Origin of the sequence: Polynucleobacter sp. HIN7 (assembly GCF_030297595.1) — a bacterium.
Classification (GTDB): Bacteria; Pseudomonadota; Gammaproteobacteria; order Burkholderiales; family Burkholderiaceae; genus Polynucleobacter.
Genome location: NZ_AP028138.1, coordinates 1,278,614 through 1,295,895, shown reverse-complemented (window position 1 = coordinate 1,295,895; position 17,282 = coordinate 1,278,614). Strand labels below are relative to the sequence as shown.

Below are 17,282 nucleotides of genomic sequence, written 5' to 3'. Positions count from 1 at the left end.
ATGAACCCTTACTGGTTAACTTGCCTGCACGTTGCGCAGTTAATGACTCTCGTACCCCATGAATTTGGTGGGGTGATTGTGCATGCGCGCTCAGGACCTGTGCGCGAGCGCTGGTTACAAACCCTTGAACAGCTTGCACGCCATCATGGTTTAGCAACACCATTACGGAAGATCCCCAGCGGTATCTCAGATGAGAACTTACTAGGTGGTTTGGATATTGAAGCCACCATCATTGCAGGTAAGCCAATCTTTCGACCGGGGCTCTTAAGTCACTGCGATCAAAGCCTCGTGATTTTGCCAATGGCTGAGCGAGTGGAAGCAGGCACAGTGGCACGTATTGCAGCCGCCCTCGATCATGGCGCCATTCAGGTTGAGCGTGATGGTCATGGAGAACGCATTGCCTGCGCGATGGGAGTGATCGCTCTTGATGAAAGTATTGAAGAAGACGAGAGTGTGAATCCAAAATTGATCGAGCGCTGCGCGTTTTATATCGATTTAGATTCGATCGCATGGCATGACCTACCCGATGCCAAACTCGATGCGGAGTTCATTGATCTCGATCGCGAAAATATTCAAGAGCGGGTTGAGCAAATCACCCTCGGTGATGAGCAATACGTGGCACTTGTCGGAATTGCGGCGCAGTTAGGCATTATTTCCTTGCGCGCGGTGCAATTTGCAGCAAGAGCTGCGAGGTACTTGGCCGCGATGGATCTCGAATGGCATGAGAGTGAGCCAAGCAAAGAACATCTTGAGCGCGCGGTGACCCTGGTACTGCTGCCGAGAGCAACCCAACTACCCAATACGACCGACGAGACTCAAGCTGAGGATGAGCCCAATCCTGAACCAGACACCGAAGAAAACGAGGAAGCTAATTCAGAGGAGACTTCATCTCGGAATCAAGAGACAGAAGTTCTTGAAGATCAAGTATTAGAAGCCGCACAGGCAGCGATCCCTCGCGAGCTGCTTGATCGACTCACTCAACTCGCGTTGGTACGCCAAAAAAATCACTCAGCTGGTAAGGCAGGCGCGAGTCAATTGAGTCATCAGCGTGGTCGACCAATGGGCTCAAAGCCCGGTATGCCCTCTGGTAATCAACGATTGAGTTTGATGGATACTCTGCGCGCTGCAGTACCCTGGCAGCGGATTCGTCAAGTCCAACTTAAGAGTAGTCAGAATCCGTCTCAGCCAAAAATCCTCATTCGTAAGGATGATCTGCGCATCAAACGCTATCGACAGCGTAATCAAACACTCACCACTTTTGTGGTCGATGCCTCGGGCTCTGCGGCGATCAATCGTTTAGCCGAAGCAAAAGGTGCAGTGGAGTTACTGCTTGCAGAGTGCTATGTGCGACGCGATCAGGTAGCACTCATTAGTTTTCGGGGAAGCGAAGCAGAACTGTTGTTAAGCCCAACCCGTTCCCTGGTTAGAGCGAAGCGCTCATTAGCGTCACTGCCTGGTGGGGGCGGCACACCGCTAGCCCTTGCGATTGATACAGCTTTTGCACTGGCGAAGGGGTCACTTAAAAAAGGCATGACCCCCACCTTGGTGTTCTTAACCGATGGTCGCGCCAATATTGCACGCGACGGCACACCAGGTCGCACCCAAGCGCAAGTTGATGCTGAGCAATCCGCAAAGCTAGCATCACAGATCAAGGTACGCAGTTTATGGATCGATACCTCGCCGCAAGCGCGCGAGGAGGGGGGGCATATTGCCCGACTGATTGGTTCGTACTATTTGCCCTTACCGCATGCACGCGCGCACGAACTCTCGCAAGCAGTCTTAGGTGTTTTGCATACCTAGAGCCAATTACTTCTTCAGGGCGCGCAGCTCACTCAAGATTAGATCAGCGGTCTTGGCAGTTTCCACTTCGTGCATGATGTGACCACCTGGCCAATAGATCACGGTGGATTTAGGAAAGTACTGGCTGATGATTTTCTTCAAGCCCATTTCTGGGACCCATTGATCACTCTCGCCAATCACCCAAATTAACTTGCTTGAAAGGTTTGAGCCGGCTTTGAGTACTTGATCGATATTGGCCGAGGCCATAAAGTTCATGGCACCGCGCACATGCTCGGGTGATTGAAAGAGGCGCCGATAGTAATTGCGATTCGTTTCTGGCAAATTGGTATTGGTGGAATCTAGTAATCGATCGGTCATACCTGAGAGTGGTGCAAGCTTTGCCAGAATCGATGCCAGCGTTGCTGATTTAGTGACTGGCCCCAACATGGGTCCAAAAAATTGGGTGTAGCTCGGCGGCGGCGGAATTAGTGAGGGATTTAGACCAATAATCACTTGTGGTTTGGTGGGTGCCAGATTAGCAAAGGCGAGTGCTAGGGGAGCGCCAGCAGAATGACCAACGACGATGGTTGGCCATCCCATTTTGAGTTCGCCAATCAGTGCAATCAAATTACTTGCGATCTGCTCGAGTCGTAAGGAGTCCACTGAAGCTCCCAGAGTAAAGGCGTGCCCTGGTAGATCGACGTTAAGAACTTGCGCCTCTTGATTGAGTAAAGGCGTGAGCTCGCCCCAAGAGTGTGTGGAGGAACCGGTGCCATGCAGTAACAAAATTACCGGCCCTTTGCCTGAGATTTGGATGTGCCAGGTGAGGTCGCCCACGGTGACGGAGCGGCTAATTTGGCGGTTTGGCCAGTCGTAGGGAATGCGATTAATGGAACTCATTAGGGTTTTCCCTAGATATGATTGATTGACCCTCTTGCATTAGCTGTCTATATTCATCATCATGATAAGTGTAAAAAAATATTTACACTTTTTTACCCGTATTGCGACCCGATTAACTCTGAAAGCCGGCCATGAGCTCAAAAATCAGCCCCAGTCAAGCGATGCAAGAACGCATTGAAAAGGGCTTGCATCAAGCGCTTGCCATCGCAGAGTCTAAGACAGCCCCACAAAATTTACAAAGGGCATTGCATCACGCCGTGTTCCCAGGAGGTGCGCGCATTCGGCCGCAACTGTGTTTAGCGGTCGCTGCCGCCTGCGGCGATGACGATCCGGATTTATCGATTGCAGCTGCGGGCGCGATTGAGCTATTGCATTGCGCATCCCTGGTGCACGATGATTTGCCCTGTTTTGATAATGCCATGGTGCGCCGTGGCCAACCCTCAGTACATGCCGCATTTGGTGAGCGCATTGCCGTGCTTGCGGGTGATGCACTGATTGTGTTGGCATTTCAGTACATGGCTTCGTGCAGCATGCGCTCGCCATTACGCTTAGCACCACTTCTAAAAACGATTGCTGCATCCGTCGGTGCGCCGCACGGCATTGTGTCGGGTCAAGCGTGGGAGTGCGAATCCAAAGTCCAACTATCGCAATACCAAAAAGAAAAAACCGGTTCACTCTTTGAGGCGGCAACCGCAGCGGGCGCACAAGCCGCAGGAGCGGATGCCGATACTTGGAAACCACTCGGTGAGTGGTTAGGTGAAGCCTATCAAGTGGCTGATGACATTCGTGATGTATTGGCTGATCAAGCGACGATGGGTAAACCACAAGGTCAAGATTTAGCTCATGATCGACCAAGCTCTGCGCGAGATCTTGGATTGGTGGGCGCGGTTCAGCATTTTGATGAGTTGGTCTACAAAGCAATTCATTCGATACCGTCGTGTAAAGGCGAGAAGATGCTGCGCGCTTTAGTAGCGAAAGAGGCAGAACGCTTGATTCCGGAAGCATGGTTTATCAATACGAGTCGACCGCTGCATCACCATGCCACTGTCTGAGCGTGTGTCCGAAGACACGCAAACCCATCACCGCTCATTGAAAGACACCTTCGCCGATTGGCGTAATAGTGTCATTGCCTCACCCCGATTTCAGCGCTGGGCTGCGCACTTTCCATTGACACGCTGGGTTGTGCGGGGTCAGGCTTCCGCACTTTTTGATGTGATGGCGGGCTTTGTGTATTCCCAAATTTTATTGGCTTGTGTCAAAGTCAATTTGTTTGAGTTGCTCGCAAACGGCTCTTTGTCTAAAGCACAATTGCAAGAGCGCATTGCGTTACCGCCCGCAGGCCTCAATCGTTTACTCGACGCAGCAGTTGCCATTCGTCTTTTAACAAAACGAGACAACGAGCACTATGCACTTGGCATGCTGGGGGCGCCTTTAGTTGGTAATCGCGCACTCGTCGATATGATTATTCATCACGGCGATTTCTATCGTGATCTGCAAGATCCGTTAGCACTCTTGCGTGGTGATATTTCTGGGAAAGCGGCGATGGCCGAGTATTGGCCCTATATCGATCATGCCCACGATCCCAAACCAGAATCGCTATCGGCCGAGCGCGTTGCGAACTATTCAAAGCTCATGGCGCACACTCAACCTTTAGTCACCGCCGAGGTAATAGATGCCTACTCGTTTGCTAAGCACCGCCAATTACTCGACATTGGTGGTGGGCAGGGCGCGTTTGCGACTCAACTTGCAAAACTTTATCCGCAGTTGAGGTGCACGATTTTTGATCTTCCTGGCGTGGCTGAGTTGGCCACCACTCAGATTGCTAAAACGGATCTATCAAACCGTATCCAAGCGATTGGGGGGAATTTCTTTGATGGTGAATTGCCCAAGGGCGCCGACGTAGCCACCCTGATTCGAGTCATTTTTGATCATGATGACTCCCGGGTCAAAATCTTATTACGTAATGTTTTCAATGCCTTAGAGCCAGGAGCGAGCTTGATTTTGGCAGAACCAATGGCTAATACTCCGGGGCAAGAAGCGATGGGGGATGCCTACTTTGGCTTCTATTTGCTCGCAATGGGTCGGGGTAGACCGCGTTCCCAAGCGGAAATTACCCAAATGCTGATCGAGGCCGGCTTTGAGGCTGTTCGCCTATTGCCATCCGCTATCCCCTTGAATGCACAGATCTTGCATTGTAAAAAGCCAATGATTTCAGTGGGTTAGAGTTTAAAAGCCAATTTTTGCCCAAAAGCCTTGTAAATACTAGGGGTCATTAGTAGAAACCCCTAGATGAATTATCCCTAAAGTGGTGAAGAATGAGTCATGTAAATAAATATTTACACATAAAATATGTAAATAAGAAATGACACTATGAACACAATCTATCAAGCAAAGGCCATCGTGCTCGAGAAGCCCGAGAGCGTTGTCTTGAGTGAGCTGAAGTTATCACCCGTCACAGAGACGGATGTTGTGGTTGATATTGAATGGAGCGGTATTAGTACAGGTACTGAAAAACTTCTATGGAGTGGGCGCATGCCCCACTTCCCGGGCATGGGTTATCCACTCGTTCCGGGTTATGAGTCCGTCGGCAAAATTTATCAAGCAGGGATTCGGTCAGGGTATCAGCCTGGCCAACGCGTATTTGTTCCAGGAGCACGTTGCTTCGGTGATGTGAAAGGTCTCTTCGGTGGCGCAGCATCACGCGTAGTGGTACCGGCCAGTCGGGTGATTGGCGTGGACAACAAATTAGGCGCAGAAGCCGTTTTGTTTGCATTGGCAGCAACTGCGCATCACGTCACATCGGCTGAAGGCAGTCAACAGCCTGATCTGATTATTGGCCATGGTGTTTTGGGCCGCCTGATTGCACGGATTGCCGTACTTGCTGGAAAAAGCCCAGTGGTTTGGGAAACCGATGCTGATCGTCGCACCGGAGCAATTGGCTATGAAGTGATTGATCCAAAGGCAGACCAAAAACGGTATTACAAAACGATTGTGGATGTGAGTGGCGACGCTTCATTACTGGATACCTTGATTTTGTGTTTGGCGCCCGGTGGTGAAATTGTCCTGGCTGGCTTTTATGACGCACCCATGACCTTCTCATTCCCACAAGCATTTATGCGCGAAGCCCGCATTCGGGTGGCAGCGCAATGGCAGCCTAAGGATTTATTAGCCGTGAAACATTTAGCCGAGTCAGGTCGACTCTCACTAGATGGATTAATTACGCATCATGCATCACCTGCGCATGCGGATAAAGCCTATCGCCAAGCGTTTAGCGATAAAGATTGTTTAAAGATGGTCCTTGATTGGAGAACCTTGCAATGAGTCCAGCAACCGCAAAATTAGAAGGTGTGCCAGCCGAAGCAACGGTGCAATTTGTCAATCTCAAAAAAGAGGCTGACATGGAACCAGACCCAGTCCACAAAGGACCGGTGACCAAAGAAACCCAAATCATCGCCATTTACGGCAAGGGCGGAATTGGTAAAAGTTTTACCCTCGCCAATCTTTCTTACATGATGGCGCAGCAAGGTAAGAAAGTATTGCTGATTGGTTGCGATCCGAAGAGTGATACGACCTCCTTATTGTTTGGAGGCAAAGCCTGCCCAACGATCATTGAAACCTCCTCGAAGAAAAAGTTATCGGGTGATTCTGTATCGATTGGCGATGTGTGCTTTAAACGCGATGGCGTATTTGCGATGGAACTCGGTGGCCCTGAAGTAGGGCGCGGTTGCGGTGGTCGCGGCATCATTCACGGTTTTGAAACCTTGGAGAAGTTGGGTTTTCATGATTGGGGATTTGATTACGTTCTCTTGGATTTCTTAGGCGATGTGGTGTGCGGTGGTTTTGGATTGCCGATTGCACGCGATATGTGTCAAAAAGTGATCGTGGTGGGTAGCAATGATTTGCAATCCCTCTACGTTGCCAACAATGTCTGCTCCGCCGTAGAGTATTTCCGTAAGCTGGGCGGTAATGTCGGTGTCGCAGGCATGGTGATCAATAAGGATGACAACACCGGTGAAGCCCAAGCCTTCGCAGAAAAAGTAGGCATTCCGGTCTTGGCAGCGATTCCTGCGCATGAGGATATTCGGCGTAAGAGTGCTAGCTATGAAATCATCGGCCGTCCTGGTACGCAGTGGGGACCGCTGTTTGAAGAGTTGGCGACCAATGTTGCCGATGCACCGCCGGTACGACCCAAGCCGCTCAGCCAAGACGATCTCTTAGGGCTCTTCTCATCAGACATTACTGGCCGTGACTACGTACTTGAGCCCGCTACCGAAGTTGACATGATGGGCAAAGACGCGGTCGTCAAGAAAACCCTTGAAGTGGTGTACGACAAAGTTTAAATCCATGACAAAGCCTATCATTCCCATCGTGCCCGAGCAGTTGGTCAACGATCCATCCCAAGGGGATGGCGTGGGATGCCATGCGGGTGAAAAGCAAATGATGGATGCAGCAAAGTCTGCGGGCAAAGCGGAGGTATTGCAACGCTATGCACAGGACTATCCCAAAGGGCCGCACGATCAACCACAAAGTATGTGCCCAGCCTTTGGATCATTGCGGGTTGGATTGCGCATGCGTCGCACCGCTACCATTTTGTCGGGCTCTGCCTGCTGTGTGTATGGCTTAACGTTTACCTCGCATTTCTATGGTGCGCGTCGTAGCGTGGGTTATGTGCCATTTAATTCCGAGACCCTGGTCACTGGAAAACTCTTTGAAGATATTCGGGACTCGGTGCACGAACAGGCCGACCCCAGCAAGTACGATGCGATTGTCATTATTAATTTATGTGTCCCCACTGCAAGTGGCGTACCGCTGCAGTTGCTGCCTAAAGAAATTAATGGGGTACGTATTATTGGTATTGATGTGCCAGGCTTTGGTGTGCCAACCCATGCTGAGGCAAAAGATGTACTAGCCGGTGCCATGTTGCAATACGCCCGCCATGAAATCATGGCTGGTCCCGTGCAAGCGCCGCGTACTGGCGTGCAAACCAAACCGACCATCACGCTTTTAGGAGAGATGTTCCCAGCCGATCCCGCAGTCATTGGCGCCATGTTGGAGCCGATGGATCTTGCGGTAGGCGCTACAGTACCAACGCGTGAATGGCGTGAGTTGTATCAAGCGCTCGATTGCAAAGCAGTCGCAGCGATTCATCCGTTTTATACAGCCAGTGTTCGGGAGTTTGAAGCCGCAGGTCGACCCATCGTTGGATCTGCGCCGGTTGGTTACGAGGGAACTGCTGCATGGTTAGAAGCGATTGGCAAAGTAACCAATACACCGCAAGACCGAATTAATGCCGCTAAACACAAAATCTTGCCAGCGATTAAAGCAGTGCTTGGCGCAACCCCGATTAAAGGTCGTATTACCTTAAGTGGTTACGAAGGCTCTGAACTTCTAGTCGCACGCTTACTCATTGAGAGTGGTGCAGATGTTCGGTATGTTGGATCTGCCTGTCCCCGCACAGTCTGGAGTGATGCGGATCGGGAATGGTTAGAAGCAAAAGGTGTGCAAGTGCAGTTCCGCGCCTCACTTGAGCAGGATTTAGCAGCGATGGCCGAGTATCAACCCGATTTAGCCATTGGTACCACGCCGGTAGTACAAGCAGCCAAGCAAGCATCGATTCCTAGTCTGTATTTCACGAACCTCATTTCAGCACGTCCTTTAATGGGGCCTGCAGGCGCTGGATCGCTAGCGCAAGTAATTAATGCCGCGATTGGAAATCAAGCACGCTTTGATGAGATGAAAGCCTTCTTTGGTGAAGTGGGTGCGAGCCATAATGCCGGTGTTTGGGAAAGCGTTCCCAAAGATCGTCCTGAGTTCAAAGCCGAGACCCGTCGCAAGTTAGAAAAAGCGATCAAGAAGCGCAAAGCCGAGGAGATGATCTGATGTACGTCATTGATCACGATCGTGCTGGCGGCTACTGGGGGGCCGTATATGTGTTCACGGCCATCAAGGGATTGCAGGTGGTTATTGATGGGCCAGTAGGATGTGAGAACTTACCCGTTACCTCGGTCTTGCATTACACCGATGCCTTACCGCCGCATGAGTTGCCCATCGTAGTCACCGGATTAGCAGAAGAGCAATTGGGGCGCGAGGGTACCGAAGGTTCGATGAAGCGCGCTCATGCTACCTTAGATCCTGATTTACCCGCAGTAGTTGTAACCGGATCAATTGCCGAGATGATTGGTGGTGGTGTTACACCTGAAGGTACAGCAATTGCAAGATTCCTACCGCGCACCATTGATGAAGACCAATGGCAGTGCGCGAATCGCGCGATGTATTGGTTATGGTCTGAGTATGGCATTAAGAATGTGCCGGCCCGTAAGCCCCGCAAAGAAGGTGAGAAGCCGCGCGTCAATATTATTGGTCCTGCTTATGGCACGTTTAATATGCCGAGCGACTTGGCTGAGATCCGCCGTTTGGTCCAAGGAATTGGCGCTGAGATCAATATGGTGTTTCCACTCGGTAGTCACTTAGCCGATGTGTCGCGTTTAGTCGAAGCCGATGTCAATATTTGCATGTACCGCGAGTTTGGGCGCATGCTCTGCGAAGCCCTTGATCGCCCTTATTTACAGGCACCGATTGGTCTTCATAGTACGACCAAGTTCTTGCGCAAACTAGGTGAGTTGCTTGATCTTGATCCCGAGCCATTTATTGAGCGTGAGAAGCACACCACGATTAAGCCAATTTGGGATCTGTGGCGCTCGGTGACGCAGGACTTTTTTGGGACCGCAAATTTTGCAATTGTTGCAAACGAGACCTACACGCGCGGGATCTCTCATTTCTTGAGCGAGGAGATGGGGCTGCCATGCAGCTTTGCCATTTCACGTAAGCCTGGTCAGAAAACCGATAGTGAAGAAATTCGTAAATTGGTAAAAGAAAAAGCACCTCTCGTATTATTTGGTAGTTACAACGAACGAATGTATCTAGCCGAAGCGGGTGGTAAGGGTATGTATATCCCTGCATCATTTCCTGGCGCAATTATTCGGCGCCATACTGGCACGCCATTCATGGGATACGCCGGCGCAACCTATTTAATCCAAGAGTTTTGCAATGGGCTGTTTGATGCACTGTTCCATATCTTGCCCTTAGGTACTGAAATGGATAAGGTCGACTCCACCTTGGCACGTGGTCAAGCAGCGAATGCCTTCTTGTGGGATAGCGACGCACAAACCATGGTTGCTAATTATGTTCAGAAACAACCGGTCTTAGTGCAAATCTCGGCAGCCAAGCAATTACGTGATCGCGTCGAGCGCGATACCGAATCCTCAGGTGAAGCACGAGTCACTGCAGAGCGCGTGCGCCTGTCTTGTCCTGAGATTGTGCAAGAGAAAACACCCAACCCCATATCGGAGAAAGTATGAATCTGACTACTTTGCTCCATCCCCAATGTGGCAGTTCCATGCCATATGCCCTTGTCGCGCGGGCTTTGCGCGGTGCTAGCCGAAAGGCTAATTTTGAAGGAGGGATCTCGAATGAGTGATCACAGAGGCTCTATTTCTGGTCTTACCGACGACGAGGCGAAAGAATTTCACCAGTTTTATGTCCAAGGTTTGGTCGGGTTTACTGCAATAGCGGTCATTGCTCACATTTTGGTGTGGGCTTGGCGTCCTTGGTTCTACTGAAATCGGAAGTAACAACGTAAAGGTAACGATATGAAAGATATCCATTTAAACCACTCGGTACAAGAAATCGCTAAGAACGATTCAATCACGTTCAAGACGATTTTTGTCTTGTGTTTTGTGGTGTGTTTTGTACTCGCGCTCTTTACTGTGTTCTTACCGGGTCAGTGGAGATCCTGGTTACCAGGATCAGAAGAGAAGTCAATGATCGACGGCGTAAGGTCTGCGGTTTATAGCTTTATGTCGTATTTAACTTAGGAGAAATACCATGTGGAGAATTTGGAAACTATATGACCCATTACGGGCTATGGCTATTCAAGGAATCTTCCTGTTCGGTTTGGCAGCAATGATTCATTTGATTCTGCTAAGCACAGTTCGTTTTAATTGGCTTGATGGTTTAAGTCAGGCTGAGTATGTAAAACAAACTGGTAACAGTGGAGCAGCTAAACCACCAGCAGTACCAGCAGCAAAGTAGTAAGCATCATGAAAACCGTGGTGGATAGGACTTGACTACATATCGAGTCTTATCTACCAATTAAAGGAAGGACTAAAAAATGGCCATGCTCAGCTTTGAACGAAAGTACCGAGTACGAGGGGGAACCCTGGTTGGCGGAGATTTATTCGACTTTTGGGTGGGCCCTTTTTATGTCGGATTTTTTGGTATCACCACGATCTTCTTTACCTTTTTAGGCACTGCACTCATTTTGTGGGGCGCATCGCAAGGACCAACTTGGAACTTGTGGCAGATTAATATCGCCCCGCCCGATTTGAAATACGGCCTAGCACCCGCTCCACTGATGGAGGGAGGACTGTGGCAGTTAATTACGATTTGTGCGCTAGGCGCATTTGGATCATGGGCACTTCGTGAAGTCGAGATCTGTCGCAAATTAGGTATGGGCTTTCATGTGCCATTCGCCTTCTCAGTCGCGGTCTTTGGGTATTTCACGCTGGTTGTGATTCGTCCCGTATTGATGGGCGCTTGGGGGCATGGATTCCCCTACGGTATCTTGAGTCACCTCGATTGGGTCTCAAACGTCGGCTATCAATACTTGCACTTTCATTACAACCCCGCGCACATGATTGCGATCACCTTATTCTTTACGACGACCCTTGCACTTGCTATGCACGGTGCATTAGTGCTGTCGTCAACGAATCCGCAAAAAGGCGAGTTTGTTAAAACCCCCGAGCACGAAGATACCTTCTTTCGAGATTTGATTGGCTACTCCGTTGGTACCTTAGGAATCCACCGACTTGGTTTGTTTTTGGCATTGGCGGCGGTCTTTTGGAGTGCCGTTTGCATTGTTATTAGTGGGCCATTTTGGACTCGTGGTTGGCCAGAGTGGTGGGGTTGGTGGTTAAACCTCCCCATTTGGTCATAAAAAGAATCGAGGGATAAGAATATGGACTATCAAAATTTATTTACCCAGGTTCAGGTGGTTGCTGAACCGCATCATGGCTCACCACTTAATCCCAGAAAGGATGAGCGCGAGCGGATTGGCAAACCCTTTTTAGTCCATTTATTTGGGCGTCTAGGCAATGCGCAGATTGGCCCTATTTACTTAGGAACGATTGGGATTGCCTCCTTATTCTTTGGCATGATCGGCTTTCAGATCATTGGCTGGAATATGTTGGCCTCGGTGAACTGGGATCCCATCCAGTTTGTGCGCCAACTCTTTTGGTTATCGCTTGATCCGCCCTTGCCGAAGCATGGCCTGAACTTCATCATGCCGCTCTCTGAAGGCGGTTGGTGGATGATGGCCGGTGCATTCTTAACTGCATCGGTACTGTTATGGTGGTGGCGAACCTACCGACGTGCGGTTGCACTTGGTATGGGTACCCATATTGCTTGGGCTTTCTTGTCAGCAATTTGGTTGTTCCTCGTCTTAGGCTTCTTTAGACCGCTATTAGTGGGCAGCTGGAGTGAAGGCGTGCCCTTTGGTATCTTCTCGCATTTGGATTGGACTGCTGCATTCTCTTTGCGTTACGGTAATTTGTTTTACAACCCATTTCATATGCTCTCCATTGCCTTCCTGTATGGATCAGCACTGTTATTTGCCATGCATGGCGCAACCATCCTAGCGGTTGGTCGCTATGGTGGTGAGCGCGAGATTGAGCAAATTGTGGATCGCGGTACTGCATCGGAGCGTGCCGGATTATTCTGGAGATGGACCATGGGCTTTAACGCCACGATGGAGTCGATTCACCGTTGGGCCTGGTGGTTTGCCGTGCTAGTGCCACTCACTGGCGGCATCGGCATTTTATTAACCGGTACTGTGGTTGATAACTGGTACTTGTGGGCTGTGAAGCATGGGGTTGCACCTGCATACCCTGATGTCTATAGTATCCCCACGGTTGACCCAGCAGCAACATTTGTGCCACCTCCACCTGTTGCGAAATAAGGAGCAATCATGAACTCAATTCAACGCATATTGGGCATTGCTGCTCTGGCCGGAGCCACATTATTTCTAACGGCATGTGAACGCCCGCCAGTGGACTCAGTGCAGAGTGGTTTCCGTGGCACCGGTATGGCAATGGTATACAACCCACGTACGTTAGAGGCGCAGGCAGAAAAGAATCAGGTACCGGTATCGATTCCTGCTGATGCGGATGGTCCAAAAGCTGGCGCTGTCTACAAAAACGTCAAGGTCTTAGGAAATCTGAGCGTTGCCCAGTTCACCAACTTTATGGTGGCAATGACCAGCTGGGTTGCCCCTGAGCAAGGTTGTGCCTACTGCCATAACGTCGCAAATTTTGCTGAAGACTCGAATTACACAAAAATTGTCTCGCGCAAGATGATTCAGATGACCCAACGAATTAACGTGGAATGGAAATCACACGTGGCGGATACTGGGGTGACCTGCTACACTTGCCACCGTGGAAACAACATTCCACAAAACGTTTGGTTTACCGATCCTGCTAAGCAACAGGGCAGTGGGTTCTTAACGGGCAAGAATGGCCAAAATACCCCCTCACAATCAGTGGGCGGGAGTGATTTGCCCTATGACCCATTCACCCCTTACTTATTAAAAGCTGAAAACATTCGCATGAATGGACCAACGGCTTTACCCACTGGCAATAAGAACAGCATCCAGGATACTGAAAAAGTATTTGGCTTGATGGTGCATATGTCGAACTCATTGGGTGTGAATTGTGCGTATTGCCACAATACCCGCGCAATGCCTGAGTGGTCGCAAAGTCCACCGCAGCGGATGACCGCATGGTATGGCATTCGGATGGCGCGTGACATTAATAACAACTACATGGTGCCGATTACCAATGTATTCCCGGCCCATCGATTGGGACCCGAAGGGGATGTGGCAAAAGCGAATTGCGCAACCTGTCATCAGGGAGCCTATAAGCCTCTCTACGGAGTTTCGATGCTCAAAGATTACCCATTCTTAACAGGCACGCCTGCACCGCGCGTTGCACCAAAGCCTGCTGAGAAGAGTAATACTGTAGCGATGAAGTAAGGAATGATGTAACCGGTACTTATGGCGTCCTTCGTGGCGCCATTTTTTTCTAAATTAGGAAGCCATGCTCAAACGAACCTATCTGCCCAGTGATGACCGCCCGATTGCGGTGGTGATTGGGAGTGGTTTTGGTGGTTTAGCTGCAGCGATTCGGCTTTCGCATAAGGGCTACCGCGTGAAGGTATTTGAGAAGCTCGATAAGCCCGGTGGGCGCGCCTATGTACATCAACGCGACGGTTATACCTTTGATGCCGGGCCCACCATTATTACGGCTCCCTTTTTACTTGAAGAGTTATGGGAGCTATGCGGTGAAAAACTTGTGAATGATGTTGATCTGCGGCTGATGGATCCGTTTTATCGAATTCGGTTTGATGATGGCAGCCATTTTGATTACACAGGCGATCTGGCGCGCATGCGTGATGAGGTTGCTAAGTTTAGTCTAGCAGACTTGCCGGGCTATGATCGTTTTCTAGCTGAGGCCGAGAAATGCTATCAACTGGGCTTTGAAGAACTCAGTAATGTCGCCTTTGACTCCCTAAGTGATTTATTCGAGGCATTCCCATCGATGGTGAAGATGAAGGCCTGGGAGAGCATCTACACACTGGTTGCAAGACATTTGAAGAACGACAAGTTACGCCAAGTGATGAGTTTTCATCCGCTTCTCATCGGCGGCAATCCTTTTTCGGTAACGGCGGTGTACTCGCTCATTAATTCTTTGGAGCGCAAGCACGGCGTGTTCTCAGCCATGGGCGGTACCGGCTCCCTGATTAAGGGCTTAGTTCGTTTATTGGCTGATTTAGGGGTGGATGTGCAATGCAACCAGGAGGTAAAGCGCATTGAGGTGCGTGATGGCAAAGCCGTTGGTATTACGCTAGCAGATGGTAATTTTGTGCCAGCCGATATCGTGGTCTCGAATGCTGATGCCGCTTGGACCTACCAGAAGCTGATTGAACCGCAGCATCGCAAGGTTTGGACCGATAAGAAAGTAGCTCGTAGCAAATATTCAATGAGTTTGTTTGTTTGGTATTTTGGAACTAATCAGCAATATCCTGACATCCCCCACCATATGATTTTACTGGGCAAGCGTTACCGCGAGTTGCTGGAAGATATCTTCAAACGTAAAGTGCTGGCGAAAGATTTCAGTCTCTATTTACATCGCCCAACCGCGACCGATCCGAGTCTTGCGCCCACAGGTCATGACACCTTTTATGTCTTGTCACCTGTGCCAAACTTAGACAGTGGCACAAACTGGCAAGAGACTGCAGAGTCCTATCGCCAGGCGATTGCAGAGTATCTGGATCAATCAGTACTGCCTGGTTTTCAAAAACATGTCACTACCTCGTTTTGCACCACACCGCAGGATTTTCAGGATCGGTTGTTGTCAGTCAAAGGTGCTGCCTTTGGATTTGAGCCGCTCTTATTGCAAAGTGCGTGGTTTAGACCGCATAACCGTAGCGAGGATGTAAAAGGACTGTATATGGTGGGTGCCGGCACCCATCCTGGCGCCGGAATTCCGGGTGTTTTGTCATCTGCGAAGGCTTTAATGTCAGTGGTTCCCCATCCCATTAATGTGGCAAAGGGGTATGCGCAATGAATCGCAGCTCGAAGCGCTTTGATCAGGACCTCAGTGAGTGCGTCGAAACCATGCGCGATGGCTCCAAATCCTTTTTTGCTGCCTCGCGTGTATTGCCCAGTCGTGTACGGGATCCTGCTACGGCTCTGTATGCATTTTGTCGGATCACCGATGATATTGCCGATGCAGCAGACGCTACTGAGCAATCGATTATCACTCTACAAAAGCGATTAGATGTCATCTATTTAGGTCAACCCATTGATGAGGCGGCTGATCGGGCGCTAGCAGAGGTGGTGCGTGCCTTTGATATCCCTAAAGAGTTACCACTCGCATTGATTGAGGGATATGCATGGGATACGCAGTACCGCACCTACGAGACCTTTGATGAGTTACTCGATTACTGTGCACGCGTCGCTGGTACGGTTGGCGCCATGATGTGTTTGATCATGGGAAAGCGTGAGTCCGAGACCGTGGCGCGTGCTTGTGAACTTGGCCTTGCGATGCAATTAACCAATATTGCGCGTGATGTGGGTGAAGATGCGATGAACGGCAGGATCTACCTGCCCATCGAGTGGATGAGGGAGGAGGGGCTTGAACCCAAGGAGTGGTTAGCAAACCCACAATTTAATGAGGCAATCTCACGCGTAGTAGCGCGGCTTCTCAAAGAGGCCGACAAACTCTATACGCAAGCCGAGATCGGAATTAGTGACTTGCCGTGGGACTGTCGCCCAGCGATTGCTGCAGCACGTCTGATTTATGCGGAGATTGGTCGTGAAGTCGAGCGCTTGAACCTGGATTCTGTATCAGTTCGGGCGGTGGTCTCAAAGCAACGCAAACTGGTCTTATTAACCCATGCCACTTCAGCCATTATTGCGAAGTTCTCGATCCGACGTTTTAACCCAGAAGCACATCCCTCGATTCAGTTCTTGATTGAGGCGGTGAATAAAACACCGCACATCCGTCATTACGGTGGAACTATTCACGAAAGACTGACTTGGGTCGTTGATCTACTCGAGCGAGTTGAGGAGCGAAAGCGAGAAGCGGAAATGACTGTGGCCGATCGTTTTATTCAACCACTGCGTTAACCGCGAATCAATTACTTCACCCTCGGCATCCGCCAAGGAAGCATAAACTGCACTGCCCAAGATGAGAGTCTTGGAACATCGAGCGTCTCATGAAATGAAGTCACACGCTCACCGAGTAGCTCGCTGCTGAGAACCGAGCGTGCATAAAAAGGCGTATCTTCCAGTGTTTCCAAGATCTTGAGTTGGGCATCCTTCGGGTTACGCATTTGCCTCTGAATCCGCCAACCTGTTTTGGGAAGAGCTTGACGAGGAGGGGGTTCAAAGTGCTCAATGCGACCATCCGGAGTAAAAATGAGCCCCAAGACTCGTTCTATCCCATTACGCTGGCGCACATCATAGATGACTGCAGTACGCTCACCACTTAATTGTGCACGTGACCAATCCCAATCTTTAAACGGAATTGCAATCGGTTCATCTCCCTCATTAGAATCAAAATAAGCATTACCTTTCCATTGAATGTTGGGTGACTCTAGTTCAACCTCGATACGCGCGGCAGGGGCTAAGGGTCCCCAGCGATGCTTATGCTGATCATCTAGATGGGTTGAGAAATTAAATAATTGTTTTGGGTATAGTTTGAAGTGCCCAACGACGCGTTGACCAAATGGGACGGCGCGTTCCACAAAATCAACCCGCAAATGGTCACCATTCCAATGGAGGCTGCTAGGCCCAATTACAAACTCGGTTTGATTGCGAGAAATACTCGCTGCGCTGCGCTCGGTCATGGTCCAGCGCTTATTACCCGGACTATAGATCGCTAAATTAATCGCACAATGGTTTTCTGGATCAACATGGGCATGGCGACGGCGTGCTAAGGCATAGTATGGGGAGAACACGCTCCCCACAAATGCAATCATGACCA

Annotated in this window: 17 protein-coding genes; 15 read left to right on the top strand and 2 right to left on the bottom strand. The window is 50.1% G+C overall.

Annotated elements, in window-relative coordinates; translation table 11 throughout:
• On the top strand, positions 1-1,800 hold the full coding sequence (locus QUE64_RS06755) for a magnesium chelatase subunit D (protein ID WP_286225064.1): 1,800 nt from the start codon (positions 1-3) through the stop codon (positions 1,798-1,800).
• A gap of 6 nt (positions 1,801-1,806) precedes the next feature.
• On the opposite strand, the gene bchO is transcribed toward QUE64_RS06755, so the two are convergent.
• On the bottom strand, positions 1,807-2,679 hold the full coding sequence (gene bchO, locus QUE64_RS06750) for an alpha/beta fold hydrolase BchO (protein WP_286225063.1): 873 nt from the start codon (positions 2,677-2,679) through the stop codon (positions 1,807-1,809).
• 131 nt (positions 2,680-2,810) lie between these two features.
• Between bchO and QUE64_RS06745 the strand changes: the two genes are divergently transcribed.
• The 14 genes from QUE64_RS06745 to QUE64_RS06680 all read left to right on the top strand — a co-directional run bounded on the left by QUE64_RS06745 (position 2,811) and on the right by QUE64_RS06680 (position 16,423).
• Positions 2,811-3,731, top strand: coding sequence for a polyprenyl synthetase family protein (locus tag QUE64_RS06745; protein ID WP_286225062.1), 921 nt, complete (start codon positions 2,811-2,813; stop codon positions 3,729-3,731).
• Positions 3,718-4,902, top strand: coding sequence for a methyltransferase (locus QUE64_RS06740; protein WP_286225061.1), 1,185 nt, complete (start codon positions 3,718-3,720; stop codon positions 4,900-4,902). The genes QUE64_RS06745 and QUE64_RS06740 overlap by 14 nt, the downstream gene beginning before the upstream one ends.
• Before the next feature lie 147 nt (positions 4,903-5,049).
• Complete coding sequence (gene bchC / locus QUE64_RS06735; protein WP_286223306.1) at positions 5,050-6,000, top strand: chlorophyll synthesis pathway protein BchC; 951 nt, start codon at positions 5,050-5,052, stop codon at positions 5,998-6,000.
• The gene (locus tag QUE64_RS06730) at positions 5,997-7,019 is read left to right on the top strand and encodes a chlorophyllide a reductase iron protein subunit X (RefSeq protein WP_286223305.1); all 1,023 of its coding nucleotides are present in this window, start codon (positions 5,997-5,999) and stop codon (positions 7,017-7,019) included. The genes bchC and QUE64_RS06730 overlap by 4 nt, the downstream gene beginning before the upstream one ends.
• Before the next feature lie 4 nt (positions 7,020-7,023).
• Positions 7,024-8,559, top strand: coding sequence for a chlorophyllide a reductase subunit Y (gene bchY / locus QUE64_RS06725; protein ID WP_286225060.1), 1,536 nt, complete (start codon positions 7,024-7,026; stop codon positions 8,557-8,559).
• Positions 8,559-10,037: a chlorophyllide a reductase subunit Z gene (gene bchZ, locus QUE64_RS06720; RefSeq protein ID WP_286223303.1), complete on the top strand. Its 1,479-nt coding sequence runs from the start codon at positions 8,559-8,561 to the stop codon at positions 10,035-10,037. The genes bchY and bchZ overlap by 1 nt, the downstream gene beginning before the upstream one ends.
• Before the next feature lie 111 nt (positions 10,038-10,148).
• Positions 10,149-10,298, top strand: a complete 150-nt coding sequence (pufB, locus tag QUE64_RS06715) for a light-harvesting antenna LH1, beta subunit (protein ID WP_108508840.1) — start codon at positions 10,149-10,151, stop codon at positions 10,296-10,298.
• Between the two features lie 30 nt (positions 10,299-10,328).
• Complete coding sequence (locus QUE64_RS06710; protein ID WP_199908496.1) at positions 10,329-10,553, top strand: hypothetical protein; 225 nt, start codon at positions 10,329-10,331, stop codon at positions 10,551-10,553.
• A 10-nt stretch (positions 10,554-10,563) separates the two neighbouring features.
• Complete coding sequence (pufA, locus tag QUE64_RS06705; protein WP_108508839.1) at positions 10,564-10,770, top strand: light-harvesting antenna LH1, alpha subunit; 207 nt, start codon at positions 10,564-10,566, stop codon at positions 10,768-10,770.
• A gap of 79 nt (positions 10,771-10,849) precedes the next feature.
• Positions 10,850-11,674, top strand: a complete 825-nt coding sequence (gene pufL / locus QUE64_RS06700; protein ID WP_286223302.1) for a photosynthetic reaction center subunit L — start codon at positions 10,850-10,852, stop codon at positions 11,672-11,674.
• A 21-nt stretch (positions 11,675-11,695) separates the two neighbouring features.
• A complete protein-coding gene (pufM, locus tag QUE64_RS06695; RefSeq protein ID WP_286223301.1) occupies positions 11,696-12,694 on the top strand; it encodes a photosynthetic reaction center subunit M in 999 nt (332 codons plus the stop codon).
• Between the two features lie 9 nt (positions 12,695-12,703).
• The gene (gene pufC, locus QUE64_RS06690; protein WP_286225059.1) at positions 12,704-13,765 is read left to right on the top strand and encodes a photosynthetic reaction center cytochrome PufC; all 1,062 of its coding nucleotides are present in this window, start codon (positions 12,704-12,706) and stop codon (positions 13,763-13,765) included.
• A gap of 64 nt (positions 13,766-13,829) precedes the next feature.
• Positions 13,830-15,359: a phytoene desaturase gene (locus QUE64_RS06685; protein WP_286225058.1), complete on the top strand. Its 1,530-nt coding sequence runs from the start codon at positions 13,830-13,832 to the stop codon at positions 15,357-15,359.
• Positions 15,356-16,423: a phytoene/squalene synthase family protein gene (locus QUE64_RS06680; RefSeq protein WP_286225057.1), complete on the top strand. Its 1,068-nt coding sequence runs from the start codon at positions 15,356-15,358 to the stop codon at positions 16,421-16,423. The genes QUE64_RS06685 and QUE64_RS06680 overlap by 4 nt, the downstream gene beginning before the upstream one ends.
• 11 nt (positions 16,424-16,434) lie before the next feature.
• Here QUE64_RS06680 and QUE64_RS06675 read toward each other — a convergent pair whose 3' ends face one another.
• The gene (locus tag QUE64_RS06675; protein WP_286225056.1) at positions 16,435-17,277 is read right to left on the bottom strand and encodes a carotenoid 1,2-hydratase; all 843 of its coding nucleotides are present in this window, start codon (positions 17,275-17,277) and stop codon (positions 16,435-16,437) included.
• Positions 17,278-17,282: the final 5 nt, after the last annotated feature.